Raw genomic sequence first — 19,787 nt, 5'->3', positions numbered from 1 at the left:
GTCTTTCGTCCTCACTCGGCGGGCATGGGCGACACGGCGACGTCTTGCGACGGCTCGACGGCGGGCGAGGCGATGGTTCGCCAGATATTGTAGACCATGATCAGCGCGCCGATGACGAAGAGCCCGCCGCCGATGGCGCGGATGACATATTCGGGATGCAGCGCCTCGGTGGTCTCGATGAAGGAATATTCGAGGAAGCCCTGCGGCGTGTAGGCGCGCCACATGAGGCCCTGCATGATGCCGGCGACCCACATCGAGGTGATGTAGAAAACGATGCCGATCGTCGAGATCCAGAAGTGCCAGTTCACGAGCTTCAGCGAATAGAGCCGCTTGTTGAACGCCCAGGGGATCAGGCAATAGAGCGCGCCGAAGGATACGAAGGCGACCCAGCCGAGCGAGCCGGAATGCACATGGCCGATGCCCCAGTCGGTATAGTGGGAGAGCGAGTTCACGGCCTTCACCGACATCAGCGGACCCTCGAAGGTCGACATGCCGTAAAAGGCCACCGACACGACGAGCATGCGCAGCACGGGGTCCGTGCGCAGCTTGTCCCACGCGCCCGACAGCGTCATCAGGCCGTTGATCATGCCGCCCCATGAGGGCATCCACAGAACGACCGAGAACACCATGCCGAGCGTCTGCGCCCAGTCGGGCAGCGCGGTGTAATGCAGATGATGCGGTCCGGCCCAGATATAGAGGAAGATCAGCGACCAGAAATGCACGATGGAGAGCCGGTAGGAATAGATCGGCCGCCCGGTGCGCTTGGGGATGAAATAATACATGATGCCGAGGAAGCCGGTGGTGAGGAAGAAGCCGACGGCGTTGTGGCCGTACCACCACTGGATCATGGCGTCCTGCACGCCAGCCCACACGATCACGGACTTTGGCGAGAAGACGGAGATCGGAATTTCGGCGTTGTTGCCGAGCACGAGCACGGCGACGGTCACGATGAAGGAGAGATAGAACCAGTTGGCCACATAGATGTGCGGCTCGGTCCGGCGCGCCAGCGTGAAGAGATAGACGAGCAGATAGGTCACCCACACGACGACGAGCCAGAGGATCGCGTACCATTCCGGCTCGGCATATTCATGCCCGCGCGTGACGCCGAGCAGATAGCCGGTGCCGGCGATCAGGATGAAAAAGTTGTAGCCCAGCACGACGAACCACGGCGCAAGGTCGCCGGCGATGCGCGCGCGGCTCGTGCGTTGCATCACATAGAAGGACGTCGCGAGCAGCACATTGCCGCCGAAGGCGAAGATCACCGCCGACGTGTGCAGCGGCCGCAGGCGTCCGAAATTGGTCCAGGGGAGATCGAGATTGAGCGCCGGATAAGCGAGCTCGAGCGCGATGTAGAGGCCGACGACGAAGCCCGCGACGCCCCAGAACAGCGCGGCGATCGAGGCGAACTTGATCGGCCCGTAATTATAATTGGGCCGCCCGTCGATCGTGAGGGGCGGAAGCTGCGGGTCGCGCGCACGATAGCGCAGGAAGATCGCGACGACGGCGCCGATGGAGCCCAGCGCGAAAAGCGCCGCATGAAAAGCGTAAGCCGGCGTATAGGCCTTGGTCGCGATGAAGGCCGTCGCGATCGCCAGGGCGACGAAAACGGCGCTCAGCGACTTCTCGCCGAAGCTCATTTGTTTCGCAATGAGAGGGGGACGCTCCATGATGTTTTCCTCTGGAGGTTTCCGCCGATTTCTTGCGCATGCGAGACCGCCGTCCGGGCTGGAAAGCGTGACAAAGTCTCATTGCGCTCGATCTCGAGACACAGGCGCATTGTACAGCGCAACAACATAGCGAATTTGACAGGAATCAAAAAGCCCAGGCCCTGCCGGCTTCTGCGCGCAATTGTCACAGATCAAATAATTGCAACATGGACGGCGCTAGGCGCCGCCTGCGTTTCGGCGCGGACCACTCGAATTTTCGATCGCGGGGCGGTGCGCGAAAATGCGTCTTCGCGCGTTTATGTCGCAGCTTTTCAGAATGTAAGCGGCTGCGTTCAGCAAGGATAGAATCGGTGATAGCCGAAAAGGAATCCGAGCGGCTCGCCATGACGCAGTTGCGCGAGCGGACGCGCGAAGAACTGTCCGCTGCCCGAATAGGGATAGCCGTAATCGCAGGTCGGATCGGGGTCCGGCCGGTCGCTCGGCGTCGCATTGGCGAGCTGCGCGGCGGAAGCGTAAAGGCGCCGGCCGTCGAAGGAGACGGAAGCCCATTCGCGCCCGTCGCGCAGCACTTCGAGCGCGGCGCCGGCGGGAGCCGTGACGACGATCGCGCGTTTCGCGCCCGGCTTCGCCCGCAGATCGACCGGCTCGTGGAGCGTGACGATTTGTGAAATTGCGGCGTCGATCGAGGCAAGAAGCGCGAACGCCGTCGTCAAAGCGCAAAAGAACCGCCGCATGTCGTCTCCTGGTCATGGCGTCCGGACTGTGCGCCGGCGCAATTCGAAACCCGTCGGCGCAGTCTAGAAGAAAAACGCCATGTCTCAACTTCGTGACAGCCTCTTACCGCCTTCGGCGGCCCGGCGCGGCGCCCGCGCCGCAGGCGGCCCAGGCCGGATCGTCCGGCGCGAGATAGCTTTCACGCCGCCAGTTGACCCGGTCCGTCCAATAGGACCGGCGGAAACCCGCAAAATAGTTCGATCCGCTCCAATAGCCGCCGAACGGGCGGCCGCGCGCCGCGAACCGCCCGCCATTCAGCCAATGGGAATCGAACAGCGGATCAATCTCCCGGCGCATCGTGCGGCTGGCGTCATAGTAACGGCCCGGCGGCGGATCGGAACGCGCCCCGGAAGCGGGAGAAAGATGCCGCGTCGCGACATATCCCGATTCCCCGTCATAGGAAATAATGCTCCATTTGGGCCCCGTGCGCACCACCTCCACCGGAGCCGGGGCGGGGATCGTGCCGATGAGATTGCCGGTATAAGTGGGGTCGGTGAACAGGAATGCGTCCTGATGGACGCATCCGGGTCGCGCCAGCGCGGGAGAAGCGGCCAGCGCCGCTCCCAGCGCGCAGGAGGCGAGCGTCGCGCGGCGGCTCATATAGGGTCTCCTTCGATGATTGACGGACGGATTGTTCAATCTATGACTCGGCCGGTTCTTTTCCATAGTTGTTCCGTCGAATTCAAACCCGGCCTGTTCGCGGGCGCTCGCCTTCCTTATCTCAGGCAAGCGTCGTCACAGCCGCACGCTCCGGAGGTCGCATGATAACCCGGCTCCCTTCCCGTTACGCGGCTGCTCGCGCCGCCCTCGCGCCCCATCGGCGCCTCCTACGGCGCGTCGCCTTTTCCTTCTTCACCGCGGCGGCCGCCTACCTTCTGTCGCCGGCGGGCTCCTTCGCCAGGGATCAGACCGTCGAGACGAAATCCAGGGCCGCGCCCGTCGCCGTCGCGCCGAAAGAGGTTCCGCTCGACAAGGACGGCGCGAGCCTGCTGACGATCCCGGCGCCCGGCCGCTATTCCATCCGCGCCAAGAGCCCCACGGGGGCGCGCATCGAGCTTGTCGACATGATCGCCGGGCCGCTCGACTCGTCGGGCGCCGCGGGACTGCGCGACGGCCGCATCGACGCCCTGCTCGACAAGGGCGTCTACAAGCTGCGCATCGGCGCCGTGAAAGACGCGAAGGGCAAGGCCGGCGTGAGCGTCGAGCCCTTCGCCGAGGTCGAGGCCGCGCGGACCCTTCTCGCGCCGGGCGCCATACAGAGCGGCGAGCTCGGCGACCTGCAGCAACGTTCCTTTGCGCTCGAGGTCAGGAACGACAATCCCGTCTATCTCGAAGCGGTCGGCCGCGCGCTGCAGGACCTGCGCGTCTGGCAGGCGGACGGCGCGCTGGTCGAACTCCCCTTCGAGCGTACGACGATCGAGACCAAGCCGGGCCACTCGATGAACCGGCTGCGCCTGGAGGGCAAGCTCCCCGCCGGCCGCTACGTCGTCACGGCCTATGGCGGCGAGAAGCTCGCCTGGTCGGACGGCGCGAGCGCGCAACCCTTCCTGCTGCGCCTCGCCGAACCCGCGCTTCTCGCGGCGGGCGTGGCGGAAGGCGCGATCGGCCCCTTCGGCTCGGCGCGCTACGAGGCGCCGGCGAGCTACGACTCGTTCCGGCTCGAACTGCCGGAACAGACGCCGGCGCGGCTGGAGGCGCGGCGCGGGGCGGCGCGTGACGTGGCGATTATCGGCAAGGCGAGCCGCGCGCCCGTCGCGTCCCTGCGGCTCGCCGGCGACGGCCTCGCGCCCGCTCGGGTGGAAATCACGGGCTATGAGGGACAGCGCTACAGCCTGCGCGCCGTGCGCCAGTCGAACCGCGAAACCTTCGAGGCCTCTGGCCCGCATCTCGTCTCCGTCGACGTCGCCGGCGAAGGCGGCGACGAGGCGCCGCTCACCGCGCTCTTCGCGCGCATCGAGAAAGACGGCCGCACGAATGTGCTCGCCTCCAACCTCCCGCGTATCGGCGCCGGCAAGGCGTGGCGCGGCAGGTTCAATCTGTTCGGCCCCGTGTCGCTACTCTTCGAAGCCACGCGCGACGGCCCCGTCGCGATCGACGCCAAGGGCGTAAAGCTGCGCGCAACCGTCGAGCCCGCGCTCGGCAATGCGGCCCCGCGCGCCGGCGGCAAGGATGCGACCCGCTACGACCTCGCCGCGGGCTTCTATCTCCTGACGCTGGATCCCCTGAACGGCGCCGGCGGCGTCGTGGACGTCACGCTCGGCCCGCCCGGCCTTTCAGCGCCCGCGCCGACGCCGGCGCCCTCCCGCGCCTCGCTTTCCTTCGGCGAACGCGCGCTGGAGTCGAACGGCTCCTATCTCATCCTCGCCAACGCCGCGCCCGAGCTTCTCATCGGCCCGCGCGTTGTCGCGCTGCCAGCGGACCTCGCCAAGGCGCCGCTCGCCTTGCGTCAGTCGGCCGGCCAGGAGTTGACCCTCCCCTTGCGCGTTCCGAAAGACGGCAGGATCGTCGCGCGCGACGCCTCGGGCGCCGATGTCCCGCTCGTCTTCGCGGAGGAAAAGACCGAGAACGAGCAGCGGCTCGTCACGGCGAAAATCGCGGCGCCCGAAAAGGAGCGTGCGCTTGGCCTGCTCCACCTGCCCGAGACGCTCGTCTCCACGCCCGAGCCGGAGAGCAAGGATACGGGCCGAACGCGCGCCGCCGCCGGCCGTCCGGCGTTCTTCGACCTGAAACGCGACGAAACGAAGAATCTGCAATTCGACGTCGTGCAGGGCGGGCTCTATCGCATCGAGACGCTCGGCCGCATGAAGACCGCGCTGCGCATCGGCGCCGCCGTTTCGCCGAAGCTCGGCGAAGGCGAGGCGAACGGACCAGGCCATAACGCGCTGGTGACGGCCTATCTGCGCGCCGGCGCCTATCGCGCCGCCGTCTCGGCGAAGGAGTCCGACGGCCATCTCGGCCTCGCCGTCTCGCCCGCGACGCTGACGCCGACGGCGAAGATCGCCGACAAAGGCGAGGCGCGCGCCACGCTCGCGCCGGGCAAGGGCGCCGTCGTCCCGATCGAGATCACGCATGCCGGCGATTATCGCATCGAGCTTGCGAGCCTCACGCAGGATTGGCGGGCGCGACTTGAGGACGCCGACGGCTGGCCGCTGACCACGCCCGGCGCCTTCAAGCGCGAGACGCGCCATTTCGAGCCCGGCGCCTATCGCCTTGTCGTGAGCCCGGAAGATGTCGAGGCGCGCATGGTCGCGCGCGTCAAGCCGATCGTCGCGGAAGCCGCGCTTAACGGTCACGGCCCGCACCCCCTGCCCTTCGAGAAGACGCAGAAGCTGCAATGGCGCGAGCCGCAGGCGAAGGACGCCCCGCGCGCGCCCGACGTCTGGCGCTTCACGCTCGCGGGCGACTCCGACGTCGAGCTTTCGATCGGCGAAGGCATGATCGGCGACATTGTGAAGGGCGAGAATGAAAGCGTCGGCAAGGTCGCCGGCGATCGTCCCTTCAAAGGCAAGCTCGCCGCGGGCGATTATCGCGTCGAGGCGAGGAGTCTCTCGCATGACGACCGACTCGATTACGAGATCGCGCTGGCGTCGAAGCAATTGCAGCCCGGCGCGCCGCAGCGCGTCGAATTGCCGGCGCGGCTCGAATTCAATCTCGCCAAAGAGAGCGTCGTCGACCTCTCGACCTTCGGCGACAAGGAGACGATCGGCGCGCTGAAAACCGCCTCGGGCGACGTGGTCGAGCGGCTGGAGCCGCGCGCCAATGACTGGAACGTCGCACTGTCGCGGCGCCTGCCGGCGGGCGCCTATCGGCTGGAGCTGGAAGAGCTCGGCGCGACGCGCAATGCGCCAAGCGACGACTCGGCGTCGGATGCGACGGGCGAGGAGACGGAGAACGCCAGCGACGAAGGCGCGTCATCCGAAGAGAGCGCGGGCGCCGACGAAGGTCAGGAAGAAGATGAAAGCGGCGTCGAGGTGCGTCTCGCGCTTTTGGACGAGAAAGACGGCGTTCCTCTCGCTCTCACAGGCGAAACGACGCTCACGGGCGGCGGCGCGCAGCGTTTCGCCTTGCCGCCGGCGCCCGCTGGCGCGCTCGCTATCGTCGCAGCGCGCTCGGCGACGGAAGCCGCCATCTCCATCGAGCGGCGCGACGGGAAGGACTGGCGCGTCGTCGGCGCCGATCGCGGCCTCGCGCCCGTCCTCGCCTGGCCGGCGGACGATAAAAGTGAATGGCGCGCGACGATCTGGAGCGTCGACGGCGCCGCCGAGCCCGTCACTGTCGTCGCCCGCGCGCTGGCGCCGCGCGCTCGCCGCGCCGGCGATGTCTCCTTCGACAGCGTCGACGTGGCGCCGCAGCTTTGCGTCGCCAAGATCGAGGCGCCCGACGCCGCGCTCATCGAGTTGACGACGTCGGAGGCGATCGCCGCCGGCTCCGCCCCCGGTCATCCGCTGCGCCCGGCGCGCGCCGGCGTCCTCGCGCCGCAATCGCAGGCGCTGTGGCTCCTCACGCGCGACTGCAAGGCCAAGGCGAACGTCGCCGCCTTCGAATGGCTTGGGCAGGAGGTCGCGCTCGACATTGGCGAAGCCGAACGCGCCTATCTTCCGCCGCTCGGCGCGCCGCGCGGCAAGACGCGCCTATGGCTCGCGCGCTCGACCTTCGCGCAGCCGGCGATCGACGCCGGCAAGGGCATGGGCGTGGCGCAGGGCGCGGCGTTGGCGCTCGCGGACGAGGCCGCCCCGCAATTGTGGAACGCCGATAGCACCGCCGCCATGCGCGCGACGCTTTCCGCGTTCGACGTCGCGACGCTCCCGGCCGTCAGCGGCGGCGCGCTCTTTGCGGGCCTTATTCCGCCGATGAGCGCGCTTCCCGTCGACATGGAGAAATCCGACGCGCCGCTCGCCCTCGATCTCGCGGGCGGAGTCGCGGCCTTCATCGACAAGCGAGCCGTCTTCGGCGACGGCGCCGCCGTCTCGCGCGTCCTTCACGGCGCCGGCGGGCGGGCGCTGCTCGTCAACATGACGAATGCGCCGCTTCCCGCGCGCATCGCGCGAACGACGGACACGCCCCTGACGCTGACGACGAAGACCGCGCTCAAGCGCTTCTTCGGCGCCGCCGGGCAGATTTCGCTTCCCGTCGACGCGCAGAAGGACGACCGACTGATCGTCGTCGGCGCCGATGCGACTTTCATCTCGCAGAGCGGACGCATCCTGCACGGCCGCGACCTTGCGCTCGACGGCGCCGGCGAAATCGCGCTCGACTACAAGCCCGGCCTCGTCGCCGCCTGGATCGAACGCGGCGGCGCCGCGCCCTGGCCGCAGCCGGCGGCGCGCACGGCGGACTTGCCGAGCCGCGTGACGCTCGAAGGTCCCGCCATGCGCTTCGCCGTCAAGCGCGACGCGCCCGTGATGCTCACCGCATCGAGCGGCGCGCCGGCGCTGCTCTCCTTCACGCAGAACGGCCGCCGCGAGACTTTTGCATTCCCTGCCGGCGTCGAGTTCCGCCACTACATGGCGGCGGGCGATGCGACGCTCGACATCTATGCGCCGCATGACGGCGCGCTTTCGGGCGCGCTCGACATCGCCGCGCAGAATGTGATCGAGGCGCATGAAGGCGTGAACGACGCCATCGCCGTCGCGCCCGGCGCGAGCGCGCTCTTCTCTTTCGAGACGAAGCGCGAAAGCGACATCGGCGTTGGCGTGCGCGCCGAACCCGATCGCGTGAGCGCGCGCCTCATCGACGCCGCCGGCAAGACGCTGGCCGAAGGCGTGGGTCAGGTCGCGAAGCTCGCGCCCGGCCGCTACTTCCTCGAAGCGCGCGTTCCGGCGGATTCCAGCGCGACGACCATTCGCGCCGCGATCGTCGGCCTGTCGCCCCCGCCCGCAACGCCGCCCGAGGAGATCGTCGCCGACCTCCTCGACAAGGCCGGCATGAAAAAGAGCAAATGATTAGCCATGAAAGCCGCTGCGATGAAAAAGACTCTTTTCCTCTGCCTTTGCGCCGCGCTCTCTTTTGTCGAGCCCGCGCGCGCCGAAGCGCCGCCCATCTTCGACCGCGCGCAACGCGCAGACGGCGCGCGCATCGCGCCGGATCGTTTTCTCCGCGCCTATGATCCGCTCACCATCTTCTTCCCCGGCGATACGGGGCCGAAGGCCGGCGGGCCGGAGGACATGGCCTCGAAATACGCCGCCATCACGCCGCAGCCCGCGGGCGAATGGCGATGGATCGGCGCGCGCGCCTTGCAGTTCCGTCCCGCCGAGCCCTGGAAGCCCCTGTCGCGCGTTACGGTGAAAAGCGGCAGCGCGGAACAGAAGCTCGTCGCGCTTCTGCCGACGCCGACCTCCACAAATCCCGCCGAGGGCGCCGATCCCACGCCCGAGCTCACGCAGATCGCGCTCACCTTCGCGCAGCCTGTCGACGTCGCGGCGCTGTCGCGGCTGGTCACAATGGAGCTGCGTCCCGCGCCCGGCGTATCGCCGCAGGGCGGCCAGATCCTCAGCCCCTCCGCCTACGACATTCGCGCGCTCGAACGCGCGGACGCCGGCGGCGAGCAGACCTATGTGCTGCGCCTGCGCGACAGCGTCGCCGACGGCCGCGTCGCCGTTCTGCGCCTGAAGCTTTCGGACGAGCCCGGCCTCGACGACGAAACTTACGAATTGCGCGTGCGGACCGCCCTTCCCTTCGCCGTGACGGAAACGACCTGCGGGCGCGGCTGGAGCGACGACACTCTCGGCGGCGTGCTGCGCTGCGCGGCGAATGGCGACGCCCCGGCGCCGGAGAGCGACGACGAGGAAGGCGGCGACGCGGCGTCGAGCTATGTTCCGACCGCAAAGCGCCGGCTCACGCTCACCCTCAACGCCGAACCCGAGTCTCTCGACATTTTACGTGCGCGCGAAGCGCTGCGCGTCACGCCGCCCGTCGACGATCTCACGGCGGAGACGGATTCGAGCCATCTCAAGATCAGCGGCAAATTTCTTTCCGACACGGTCTATGAGCTCTCCATCGCGCCCGGCGCGATGAAGGACAAGCGCGGGCGTCCGCTCGCTTCCGCCTTCACGCAGCGCTTCGCCTTCACGCGCGACAATCCCGCCTTGCAATGGGACGCGGGCTATGGCGTCGTCGAGCGCTTCGGCGCGCAGCTTCTGCCGCTGCGCGGGCGCGGCTATGATCGCGCCGACATCCGCATCCACGCCATCGACCCGCTCGCGCGCGACTTCTGGCCGTTCCCGGAAAAAGGCGTCGAAACGAGCGACGACGACGCGCCGCCTTTGCCGGGCAACGAACCCAAGCGCTGGAGCGAGAGCGGCAATATCGAAGCCGATGCGATCAAGGAGCGCATAAAGACTCTCGGCTCGCCCGCCATCTCGCGCCTCGTCGATCTCCCGATCAGGCGCAACGGCTCCGACGCGAAATTCGGCGTCGATCTGAAGGACGATTTCGCCCGCATCTCCGGCCGCGAGCAGCCGGGAACCTATCTCGTCGGTCTGCGCGCCGTCGATGAAGACAAGCGCAAATGGCTGCGCGTGCAGGTGACGGACCTCTCGCTCTCCGCCATCGAGGAGCCGACGCGCCTGCGCTTCGCCGTCACCTCGCTCGCGACGGCGCAACCCGTGAGCGGCGCGCAGATCCGTGTTGAAGGCGTGAAGGACGACAAATTCGTCGCGCTCGGGACCGGAACGACGGACGCGAACGGCTTCTTCTCCTGGACGCCCAGCAAGCGCGGCGACGGCGAATTGCGCCGCGTCGTGGTGAGCAAGGGCCTCGACACGCTCGTCATCGATCCCGACAGCGCGCCGTCGGAATATTCGAAAGAGCTGTGGTCGAAGCCAGAGGCGCAATGGCTCTCCTGGGTCAGCGAGGCGGATACGCCCCGCGCGGAAAAGCCGCGCACGCTGTGCCACGTCTTCTCCGAGCGGCCGATCTATCGGCCGGAGGAGCCGGCGCATATCAAGGGCTATGTGCGCAGCTATAGCGGCGGCGCGCTGAAGCTGACGAAGACCGGCGGCGCGCTCGTCGTCACGGGCCCGAACAATCAGGAATGGCGCATTCCGGTGAAGCTCGACGCCAGCGGGAGCTTCTATCACAAATTCGACGCGCAGACGCCGGCGACGGGCGACTACTCCGTGAAGTTCGAGCCCGATGCGCCGAAGGCGAAGAAGCCGGAGCAGAACGCAGAGGAAGACTCGGAAGGCGAAGCGGCCGAAGCCGCGCAGGATACATCCTGCGGCCAGTTCTCTTTCAAGAAAGAAGCCTATCGCCTGCCGACCTTCGAAGTCGTGCTCAACGCGCCGCAGACGGTCGCGCTCGACGGAACCTTCGACGTCGATCTGCTCGCGCGCTATTTCGCGGGCGGCCTCGCCGCGGATCGGCCGCTCAAATGGCGCGCCGCGCAATTCCCGCACGTCTTCGCGCCGCCGAACCGCGAAGGCTTCCTCTTCTCGACCGACGCGCGCTTCTCCGGCGACGGCAAGTTCAAATCGACCGCCATTCTGGAGCGTGACGCGCGCACTGACGCGGGCGGCGCCGCGCGCATGACCTTTGACACGACGATCGAGCCGACCGCGCAGCCGCGCCGCTACTCCATCGAGGCGACGGTGACGGGCGATGACGGGATCGAGGTGCGCAATGTGCAGAACGTCATCGCGCTGCCGCCCTTCGTGCTCGGCGTGAAGACCCCGCGTTACGTCGAAAGGCCCGGCGCCGTGACGCCGGAGCTGATCGCCGTCGACGGCAAGGGAGAGACGATCGCCGGCGTCGAGATGACGCTGCGGCTCATCAAGCGTAACTGGATTTCGACGCTGCAGGCGAGCGATTTCGCGCAAGGGGCGGCGAAATATGTCACGCAGGTGCAGGACGAGACGATCGTCGAGCGCCAGGTGACGAGCGCGAAGGAGGCGCAGAAGATCGAGCTCGCGACGAAGGATGCGGGCGTCTATGTCGTGCAGCTCGAAGCCTATGACAAATTGAAGCGCCGCCAGCAGGTGAGCGTCGATTTCTTCGTCGGCGGCGACACGCCCGTCACCTTCGCGCGCCCGCCGGCTTCCTCCGCCACGGTGACCGCCGACAAGGAAAAATATGCGCCGGGCGAAACCGCGACGCTCGTCATCCAATCGCCGTTCCAAAACGCCCGCGCGCTCGCCATCGTCGAGCAGCCGAACGGCGTCTATGATTACAGCTTTATCGACATCGCCAATGGCTTCGGCCGCTTCGCGCTGCCCGTGAAGAAGGAGCAAACGCCGAAGCTCGCCGTTCACTTCCTCGTGATGCGCGGACGGCTGAAGGACAGCGCGCCGCAGCCTTCCGCCAATTTCGACCAGGGCAAGCCCGTCACCATCGCCGCCACAAAATGGATCGAGGTGACGCCGGTCAAGAACATCGTGAATGTGAAGCTCGACGCGCCCGGCAAGGCGCGGCCTGGCCAGGAAGTCGAGGTGACCTTGAGGCTCGCCGACGATGCGGGCAAGCCGGTCTCCGGCGAAGCGACCTTCTGGATGGTCGATCAGGCCGTGCTTTCGCTCGCCAAGGAGCGCCCGCTCGATCCGCTGCCCGATTTCATCGTGGCGCGCGAGACGAAGATGGCGGCGCGCGACACGCGCAACATGGCTTTCGGCGTCATCCCGCTCGAGGAGATCGCGGGCGGCGACGGCGATCTGCAGGAATGGGGCGCCGAGAACAATATTTCCGTGCGCAAGAATTTCACGCCCGTGCCGATCTATCTGCCGAGCGTGAAAGTCGGCGACGACGGCGTCGCGAAGATCAAGGTCGCGCTCCCTGATACGCTCACCGTCTTCAAGCTGCGCGCAAAAGCCGTGAGCGGGCCGGATCGCTTCGGCGCGACGGGGAGCGAAATGCTCATCCGCCAGGAGCTCGTGGCGCAGCCCGCTTTGCCGCGCTTCATCCGCCCCGGCGACGCATTCGACATCGGCCTCGTCGCGCGCGTCGTGGAAGGCCCCGGCGGCGCCGGCAAGGCCGCGATCGCCGCGCCTGCGCTGAAACTCGCGGGGGAAGCGAGCCGCAAGATCGAATGGGCGCAAAACAAGCCCGTGCGCGTCGATCTGCGCGCCGAGGCGCCGGCGTCGCTGGAAGAGAGCGTGAAGCTCAATTTCCGCATCGACCGCGACGCCGATCGCGCCAAGGACGCCGTGGAGATTGATTTGCCGGTGAAGCCCGATCGCGAGCCGACGAAAAAATACGAAGTCGTCGAGATCGCCCCCGGCGAGACGAAGACTCTTGCAGCTACGGGCGAGGCGGCGCGCGCCAAAACCTTCTCGCGCGACATCGTCGTCGCGGCCGATCCCTCGCTCGTGAAGCTCGTCGCGGGCCTCAATATGCTGGTCGATTACCCTTACGGCTGCACCGAGCAGCGATTGGCCCTCGCCCGCGCGAGCCTGTCGCTGAAAGGTTTCGCGCCCATTCTTTCGGCGGCAGGCTTGCAGGATCGCGTCTCGTCGAGCGTAAAGAACGCCGCGACGCAGATCGAGCAATCGGTCGATAGCGACGGGCTCGTGGCCTTCTGGCCGCGCGCGCGCGGCAATGTCTCGCTCACCGCCTGGGCCTACGCCTTCCTGGCGCGAGCCGATCGCGCGGGCGAGGCGGTGGACAAGACGCTGATGGAGCGTCTCGCAAACATCCTGAAGCTGTCGCTGCGCTCCGACTATTCGCGCCTGCTCAACGGCGAGGAGATGCGCGAGCGCGCGGCGGCGCTCGCCGCGCTCGCGGAAGGCGGCAGGCTCGACGAGTCCTATGTCGCGGAGCTCGCGCGCCGCGCGGATTTCCTGCCCAATGAGAGCGTCGCGGAGATGGCCGCCGCCGCTTCCCGAATGTCCAATGTCGATCAGCGCATTCTCGCCTCGCTGATGGAAACCATGTGGGGCCGCGTGAAATTCGCGAGCCGGGGCGGCGCGCAAGTCTATGCGGGTCAGGTAGGCGAAAGCGCCTCCGATCTCATTCTGCCCTCCGAGACGCGCAGCCTTGCGGAGATGCTGCGCGCGGCCGCGCTTGCGGCGCCTGCCGATCCCCGCGCGCCCGTCCTTCGCGACGCGCTGCTTCGGCTTGGCGAAGGCGACGGCTGGGGCACGACCAACGCCAACGCCAGCGCGATCGAAGCGCTGGCGGAAGGCTGGCGCCGTCCCGTGACGCCGATCAACGTAGCCTTCGCACAAGGCGGCGCGCCTTCAAACACGACGATCGACGCGAACAATCCCGTCGCGCGTCACGTGACCGACAAGGACGCGCCGCTGACAATCACGAACGCCTCCAACGCGCCGCTCGTCGCGCTTGTCGAAACGAGCTACATGCCCGTCGAGACCGGCGCCAAGGCCAAGCCCGAGAGCGAAGGATTCGTCATCACGCGGCAGAGCTGGCGCGTGAAGAACGGACAGGCGCCGGAGAAGATCGACACGGCGGACGGCGTGCTGCGTGTGACGCAAGGCGATGTGATCGAGGAGACGGCCGAGGTCGTCAATCCGGAGGATCGCACCTATGTCGCGATCTCCCTGCCGCTCGCGGCGGGCTACGAACCGCTGAACCCAAATATCGCGACGGCGCCCGCCGAAGCGCAGCCCTCCAGCGCGCCGACGCTCGCGCCGACATGGGTCTCTTATGGCGACGACCGTGTGCTCTACGCCTACGACTCGCTGCCGAAAGGCAATTACCGCTTCGCCTTCCGCCTGAAGGCGCAAACCGACGGCTTCTACACGCAGCCGCCCGCGCTTGTCGAGACGATGTACAAGAAGGGCGTGCGGGGGCAGAGCGCCGGCGCGCGCGTCGAGATCGCAAAGCAGCCATGAGCCGGTTCACGCTTCTCGCCGCGCTCGCCGTCCTCGCGACGGCGCTGCGCGGCGGGGCCATCATCATGAAGGAGGCCGCGAGCGGCGCCGATCTCGTCGCGCCGCCTGCGAGCCAGATCGTCTATGACCGCAACGGCGCCTTCCTCACCCAGATCGGCCACGCCACGCGCGACGCGAAAGGCGAGCGGCGCGTCGATTACGGATATTGGCCGCTGGCGCATATCCCCGAGCGCGTCGCGCGCGCGACCTTGATCCTGGAGGACAGGCGCTTCCATTCGCATCACGGCGTCGACGCGCGCGCGGTCTTGCGCGCGCTGTGGGACAATCTCGCGCATCGGCGCCGCATGGAAGGCGCCTCCACCATCGCCATGCAGGTCGCGCGTATGCAGGCGCCGGGGCCGCGCAGCTACGCGAATAAATTCTGGGAGGCGGCGACGGCGCTCGCGATCGTCGCGCGCAACGACCGCGAGGCGACGCTCGCGCATTATCTGCGCCTCGCGCCCTACGGGCTCGGCAGTCACGGAATCGCCCATGCGGCGCGCTTCTATTTCGACAAGCCGGTCGACGATCTTTCATGGGCGCAGGTCGCCTTGCTCGCCGCCATACCGCAATCGCCGGGGCGCATGAACGTCACGCGCGAAAGCGGCTTGCGGCTGGCGAAAGCGCGCGCGCGCTACGCCATTGCACAGCTCGAGAAAGAAGGAGCGCTCGACGCGACCCAGGCGGAATTCGCGCGGCGCGAGCTTGCGGCCATGAAGCCTTTCGAAGGGAAACGCCGGCCCGAGGCGCTGCATCTCGCGCTGCGCTATGAACGGCTTGCGCGCGAGGGTCGCGTGCATTCGGCGTCTCCCGACGATCAACGCATTCACGCGACCATTGATCTTTCGATCGAGCGCGAGGCGGCGCAGCTCGCGCGGCGCTATCTTTCCATCTTCCGCAACGCCGGCGCGCGACAGGTCGCGATCATGGTCGCGGAGCGCGGAACGAACGCCGTCATCGCGGATGTCGGCTCGGCAAATTACAATGATCCGCGCGCCGGCGCCTTCGATTTCACGCGCGTGCTGCGCTCGCCCGGCTCGACGCTCAAGCCTTTCGTCTATGCGCTCGCATTGGAGCGCGGCGCGTTGAAGCCGACCGATCTTCTCGACGATGTTCCCGAAGGCGCCTCGGGCGTCGCCAATGCCGACGGGCTTTATCTCGGACCGATGACGCCGCGTCAGGCGCTCGCCAATTCGCGCAATGTGCCGGCGACCAATCTGCTGCGCCGCGTGGGGCTCGACGCCAATTTCAACTTCCTGCACGAGCTTGGCCTGCACGATCTCAAGGCGACTCCGGAGAGCTTCGGCATTTCCATGGCGATCGGCGCGCTGCCGACGCGGCTCGAAGATTTGATGCGCGCTTATGCGGCGATCGCCGATGATGGCGTGATGCGTGGCCTCTCTTTCGCGCGCGAGGAGGAACGACCGCCGCCGCGCCGCGTCATGTCGCTCGACACGGCGCGGCTCGTCACGTCCTTTCTCGCCGATCCACAGGCGCGCCTGCCCTCCTTCCCGCGCTACGGGCCGCTCGAATATCCCTTCGCCGTCGCCGTGAAGACCGGCACGTCGCAGAACTACCGTGACGCCTGGACGCTCGCTTTTTCGCACAAATATATTGTCGGCGTCTGGCTCGGGCGCGGCGACGCCAATGGCATGCGCGGCCTCGCCGGCGCCAATTCCGCCGCGCGTCTCGCGCATGCGATGATGGTGAAGCTGCATGGCGCGAAGCCCGGCGAGATCGCGCCCGAGACCTTCGCGCCGCCGCCGGAGCGCGTCGCGATCGATCTCTGCCGCGCGGATGCGGGACCTTCCTGCGCGCAGACATTGCGCGAATGGGTGAGGCCGGAAGAGATCGGGGCGCCCGCCGTCGCGTCATCGCCCGCGCATGTCGAGGTCGCCGTGACGGACGGTCCGCTCGTCATCGCCACGCCCGAGCACAATATGCATGTGTGGCGGAATCCCGAGCAGCCGGCGCATCTCAACAAGCTGGCCTTGAAGCTCGCCAATGGCGGGAAGGATGCGCAGATCGTCTGGGTCGTGGATGGCGCGCCTTTCGCTGTCGCGCAAGCCGACGAGACGATTTTCTGGCCCATGACTCCCGGCGCGCATCGCATACAAGCCAGACTGGCGCTGGCGCCGGTTATGTCGAAGCCAGTGCGAGTCACTGTGGAGTAACGCCAGTGCCGTTTGGTCCATTCGCGACCCCGACTTCAAAAATGCGACGAAACAATCCAGAGCGCTCGTGGCGGCCGCTGGATTGCTTCGACTTCGGCTCGCAATGACGCGGCAAGCATTGTCGACCCTATCCGGCCGTCATTGCGAGCGCAGCGAAGCAATCCAGAGCCGTGATGAGACTCTGGATTGCTTCGACTTCGGCTCGCAATGACGGTGGGAGTCAACGCGTGAAATAAGATTCGAGGATCTTCAGATATACCGCCGCCAACGCGTCGATGTCGGCGACGCGCGCATTCTCGTCGACGGCGTGAATTGTCTCGTTGGTCAGGCCGAACTCCACCACGGGGCAGTCGCGTGTGATGAAGCGCGCGTCCGATGTGCCGCCGCTCGTCGACAGCTCCGGCGTCAGGCGGGTGACGTCCTTCACCGCGTTCGACACGAGCGAGGTGAATTCGCCGGGCTGGGTGAGGAACGACACGGCGTTGCTCGGCAGAAATTCGAGCTCGACTTTCGCGTCGCCCGCCGCTTCCTTCACGACCGCCGCGATGCGCGCGCGCAGCGTCTCCAGCGTCCAGGCGTCGTTGAAGCGCACATTGAATTGCGCCCGCGCCTCGGCGGGAATGACGTTCACCGCCGGATTGCCGACATCGATCGAGGAGACTTCGAGATTCGTCGGATCAAAATGCGCCGTGCCGCGATCGAATTCGTAAGCGGACAGCGCCGCGACGACGCGCGCGATGATCGGCACGGGATTTTCCGCGCGATGCGGATAGGCGACATGACCTTGCTTGCCGATGACGCGGATCCGGCCGTTGAGCGAGCCGCGCCGGCCGATCTTGATCGTATCGCCGAGCGCCGAGACGTTGGTCGGCTCGCCGACGATGGCGTGATTGAATTTCTCGCCCCGCGCGCGCGCCCAGTCGAGCATCTTCACCGTGCCGTTGATCGAGGGGCCTTCCTCGTCGCCGGTGATGAGGAAAGAGAGCGATCCTTTCGGCGCGCCGTGGCGCTCGATATAGCTGAGCGTCGCCGCCATGAAGGCGGCGATGGCGCCCTTCATGTCGCTCGCGCCGCGACCGTAGATGACGCCGTGTGCAATCTCCGGCTCGAAAGGATCGCAGCGCCATCGCGCGACGTCGCCCGCCGGCACGACGTCGGTATGGCCGGCGAAGACGAGATGCGGCGCGCCGGAACCGATCTTGGCGAAGAGATTGTCGACGTCCGGCGTCCCGAGCTCAGTGAAAAGCAGCCGATAAGTCTCAAAGCCGACGGCCTTCAGCGTCCGTTCGACGACATCGAGCGCGCCGGCGTCGGCAGGCGTGACGGAAGGGCAGCGGATGAGGTCGCGCGTGAGGGAGACGGCGGGAGAGAGCGACATGGTTAGAAAGCCTTCGGCAGACCGGCCTGTTTCAGAACCTCATTCGCGGTATGGCGCGACTTGGTCGTGCGCGGCAATGAGAAGTTTCGGCCCGCGACGGGACTATGCCAGATTTCATGGCTTCCCTTGCCGGGCCTGATCCGCCGGCAACCCGCCGCGAGCAGCAGCGCCACAAGCTGCGAATAAAAGTCCGCCATTATCCGGCGGCAAGAGCCAGATGCGTCTCCGCCTTGAAGGTCAAGGAGACGTCGCCAACGAACCCTTCATTCAGGTCCAATAGTTCGGGCAGAACGGCGCGCGCTTCGTCGATCATGGCTTGCCAGGATTCGGCCTCAACCACCAAGCCCGGCGCATCTCGGCTGGTGGCGATCCAGACATGGGCATTGTCGTCCCACTGCGCGTCAATTTGGATGAGTCTGGCCATGGAAGAAAATTGGCCCATCGACGGCCTTTGTCAAGCAAGCTCAAACGTCGCGGCTTTCCCGGAACCCAAGCTCGAAGACAGTCCAGCCGATCACGCCGGCCAACGCCGCGTCCACGCCCCACACCCAATAGACCGGCATGACCTCGGCCACGCGCGGCTGAAGCCAATGCGTCGCGCCCGCAACCAGCGCGAAGAGCGGCGCGAGGCCCGCGAGGGCCACCGGCCATTCGCGGCCGAGATCGCGGAAGCGTTTGGCGGAGAGGTTCACATAGCTCACCGCCGCGAGCAGAATCGCGAAGGCGTAGAGGAGGACGAAGGCGTAGGCGACCGCCGTCATCGGCGCGAAAAACGGGTCCGTGGCGAGATCATGCGCCGTATAGGGCGAGAGGAAAATCCAGACCAGCATGAAAGGCGCGATCGCCGCCGCGAGCGCGCCCGCGCCCTTCGCCCAGGTGGCGCGGTCGATGCGCCCCTGCTCGGTGCGGTAAAGGAAGCGGATGCGCTCGGCGTCGACGGCCATCAATCCCTCAAAAGCTCGTTAATGCCGGTCTTGGAGCGCGTCTGCGCGTCGACCGTTTTCACGATCACCGCGCAATAGAGCGACGGGCCGGGCGTTCCGTCCGGCAGCGGCTTGCCGGGCAGGCTCCCCGAGACGACGACAGAATAAGGCGGCACATAGCCCGTATGGACCTTGCCCGTGGCGCGGTCGACGACCTTGGTCGAGGCGCCGATGAAGACGCCCATGGAGAGCACCGAGCCCTTGCCGATCACGACGCCCTCCACGACCTCCGAGCGGGCGCCGATGAAGCAGTCATCCTCGATGATGGTCGGGTTCGCCTGCAGCGGCTCCAGCACGCCGCCAATGCCGACGCCGCCGGAGAGATGAACATTCTTGCCGATCTGCGCGCAGGAGCCGACCGTCACCCAAGTGTCGACCATCGTCCCCGTATCGACATAGGCGCCGAGATTGACGAAGGACGGCATGAGGATCGCGCCCGGCGCGATATAGGCCGAATGACGCACAATGGCGCCGGGCACGGAGCGGAAGCCGGCGGCGCTGTGCTCCGACGCGCCCCAGCCGACGAATTTGGACGGGACCTTGTCCCACCACGTCGCGCCACCGGGGCCGCCCGGGATCACCGACATGTCGTTCAGGCGGAAGGAGAGCAGCACGGCCTTTTTGAGCCACTGATTCACCTTCCAGGAATCCGGGCCTTCCTCGCCCTCGATCTTCTCCGCGACGCGCAGCTTGCCGGAATCCAGCAAACGCAGCGCGCCGTCGACGGCGCGGCGAATGTCGCCCTGCGTCTCGGCGTTGATATTGGCGCGATCCTCGAAGGCGGCGGCGATGAGGGTCTCGAGTCCCGTGTGCGGCATGAACGTCCCGTGGAATGTGAAGGCTGCGCCGGGTTGTAGGGGTCTGGCGGGGGGAGTCAACCGGGCGCATCCTCCTACGCAATGAATGAGGAAATTCCTCTGCTTTACCGGGAGGGCGGCCTCGAGAGGCGGAGGCGAGTGGGGGTCAAGCTCCAAATCTACGCCGTCATT

Annotated in this window: 11 protein-coding genes; 3 read left to right on the top strand and 8 right to left on the bottom strand. The window is 67.0% G+C overall.

Annotation, left to right across the window (positions count from 1 at the left end):
- Positions 1–11 precede the first annotated feature (11 nt).
- The 3 genes from ccoN to ACV7JP_RS12525 all read right to left on the bottom strand — a co-directional run bounded on the left by ccoN (position 12) and on the right by ACV7JP_RS12525 (position 3,041).
- Complete coding sequence (gene ccoN, locus ACV7JP_RS12535; RefSeq protein ID WP_457796009.1) at positions 12–1,667, bottom strand: cytochrome-c oxidase, cbb3-type subunit I; 1,656 nt, start codon at positions 1,665–1,667, stop codon at positions 12–14.
- Between the two features lie 332 nt (positions 1,668–1,999).
- Positions 2,000–2,401 (bottom strand): SH3 domain-containing protein, encoded by a 402-nt coding sequence (locus ACV7JP_RS12530; RefSeq protein ID WP_457796008.1) that lies wholly within the window; start codon positions 2,399–2,401, stop codon positions 2,000–2,002.
- 103 nt (positions 2,402–2,504) lie between these two features.
- Entirely contained in the window at positions 2,505–3,041 is a 537-nt protein-coding gene (locus tag ACV7JP_RS12525; RefSeq protein WP_457796007.1) for a hypothetical protein, read from the bottom strand.
- A gap of 161 nt (positions 3,042–3,202) precedes the next feature.
- On the opposite strand from ACV7JP_RS12525, the gene ACV7JP_RS12520 reads away from it, so the two are divergent.
- Genes ACV7JP_RS12520 through ACV7JP_RS12510 form a run of 3 tightly spaced genes read left to right on the top strand, consistent with a single transcriptional unit; the run spans position 3,203 to position 16,437 of the window.
- The gene (locus tag ACV7JP_RS12520) at positions 3,203–8,383 is read left to right on the top strand and encodes a hypothetical protein (protein WP_457796006.1); all 5,181 of its coding nucleotides are present in this window, start codon (positions 3,203–3,205) and stop codon (positions 8,381–8,383) included.
- A 21-nt stretch (positions 8,384–8,404) separates the two neighbouring features.
- Positions 8,405–14,224 (top strand): alpha-2-macroglobulin, encoded by a 5,820-nt coding sequence (locus tag ACV7JP_RS12515; protein ID WP_457796005.1) that lies wholly within the window; start codon positions 8,405–8,407, stop codon positions 14,222–14,224.
- A complete protein-coding gene (locus tag ACV7JP_RS12510) occupies positions 14,221–16,437 on the top strand; it encodes a transglycosylase domain-containing protein (RefSeq protein WP_457796004.1) in 2,217 nt (738 codons plus the stop codon). Before ACV7JP_RS12515 ends, ACV7JP_RS12510 begins: the two co-directional genes overlap by 4 nt.
- Positions 16,438–16,657: 220 nt before the next feature.
- Here ACV7JP_RS12510 and dapE read toward each other — a convergent pair whose 3' ends face one another.
- From dapE to dapD, 5 genes are read right to left on the bottom strand one after another with little or no spacing between them, the layout of a single operon-like run.
- On the bottom strand, positions 16,658–17,815 hold the full coding sequence (dapE, locus tag ACV7JP_RS12505) for a succinyl-diaminopimelate desuccinylase (RefSeq protein WP_457796003.1): 1,158 nt from the start codon (positions 17,813–17,815) through the stop codon (positions 16,658–16,660).
- Positions 17,816–17,817: 2 nt separating this feature from the next.
- The gene (locus ACV7JP_RS12500; RefSeq protein ID WP_457796002.1) at positions 17,818–18,012 is read right to left on the bottom strand and encodes a type II toxin-antitoxin system HicA family toxin; all 195 of its coding nucleotides are present in this window, start codon (positions 18,010–18,012) and stop codon (positions 17,818–17,820) included.
- Positions 18,012–18,239: a DUF1902 domain-containing protein gene (locus ACV7JP_RS12495; protein WP_457796001.1), complete on the bottom strand. Its 228-nt coding sequence runs from the start codon at positions 18,237–18,239 to the stop codon at positions 18,012–18,014. The genes ACV7JP_RS12500 and ACV7JP_RS12495 overlap by 1 nt, the downstream gene beginning before the upstream one ends.
- A gap of 40 nt (positions 18,240–18,279) precedes the next feature.
- A complete protein-coding gene (locus tag ACV7JP_RS12490) occupies positions 18,280–18,759 on the bottom strand; it encodes a DUF805 domain-containing protein (protein ID WP_457796000.1) in 480 nt (159 codons plus the stop codon).
- Positions 18,759–19,616: a 2,3,4,5-tetrahydropyridine-2,6-dicarboxylate N-succinyltransferase gene (gene dapD / locus ACV7JP_RS12485; protein ID WP_457795999.1), complete on the bottom strand. Its 858-nt coding sequence runs from the start codon at positions 19,614–19,616 to the stop codon at positions 18,759–18,761. The genes ACV7JP_RS12490 and dapD overlap by 1 nt, the downstream gene beginning before the upstream one ends.
- Between the last annotated feature and the right edge of the window lie 171 nt (positions 19,617–19,787).

This window comes from Methylocystis sp. S23, from assembly GCF_054106005.1.
This window is presented reverse-complemented; position numbering and strand designations above follow the sequence as displayed.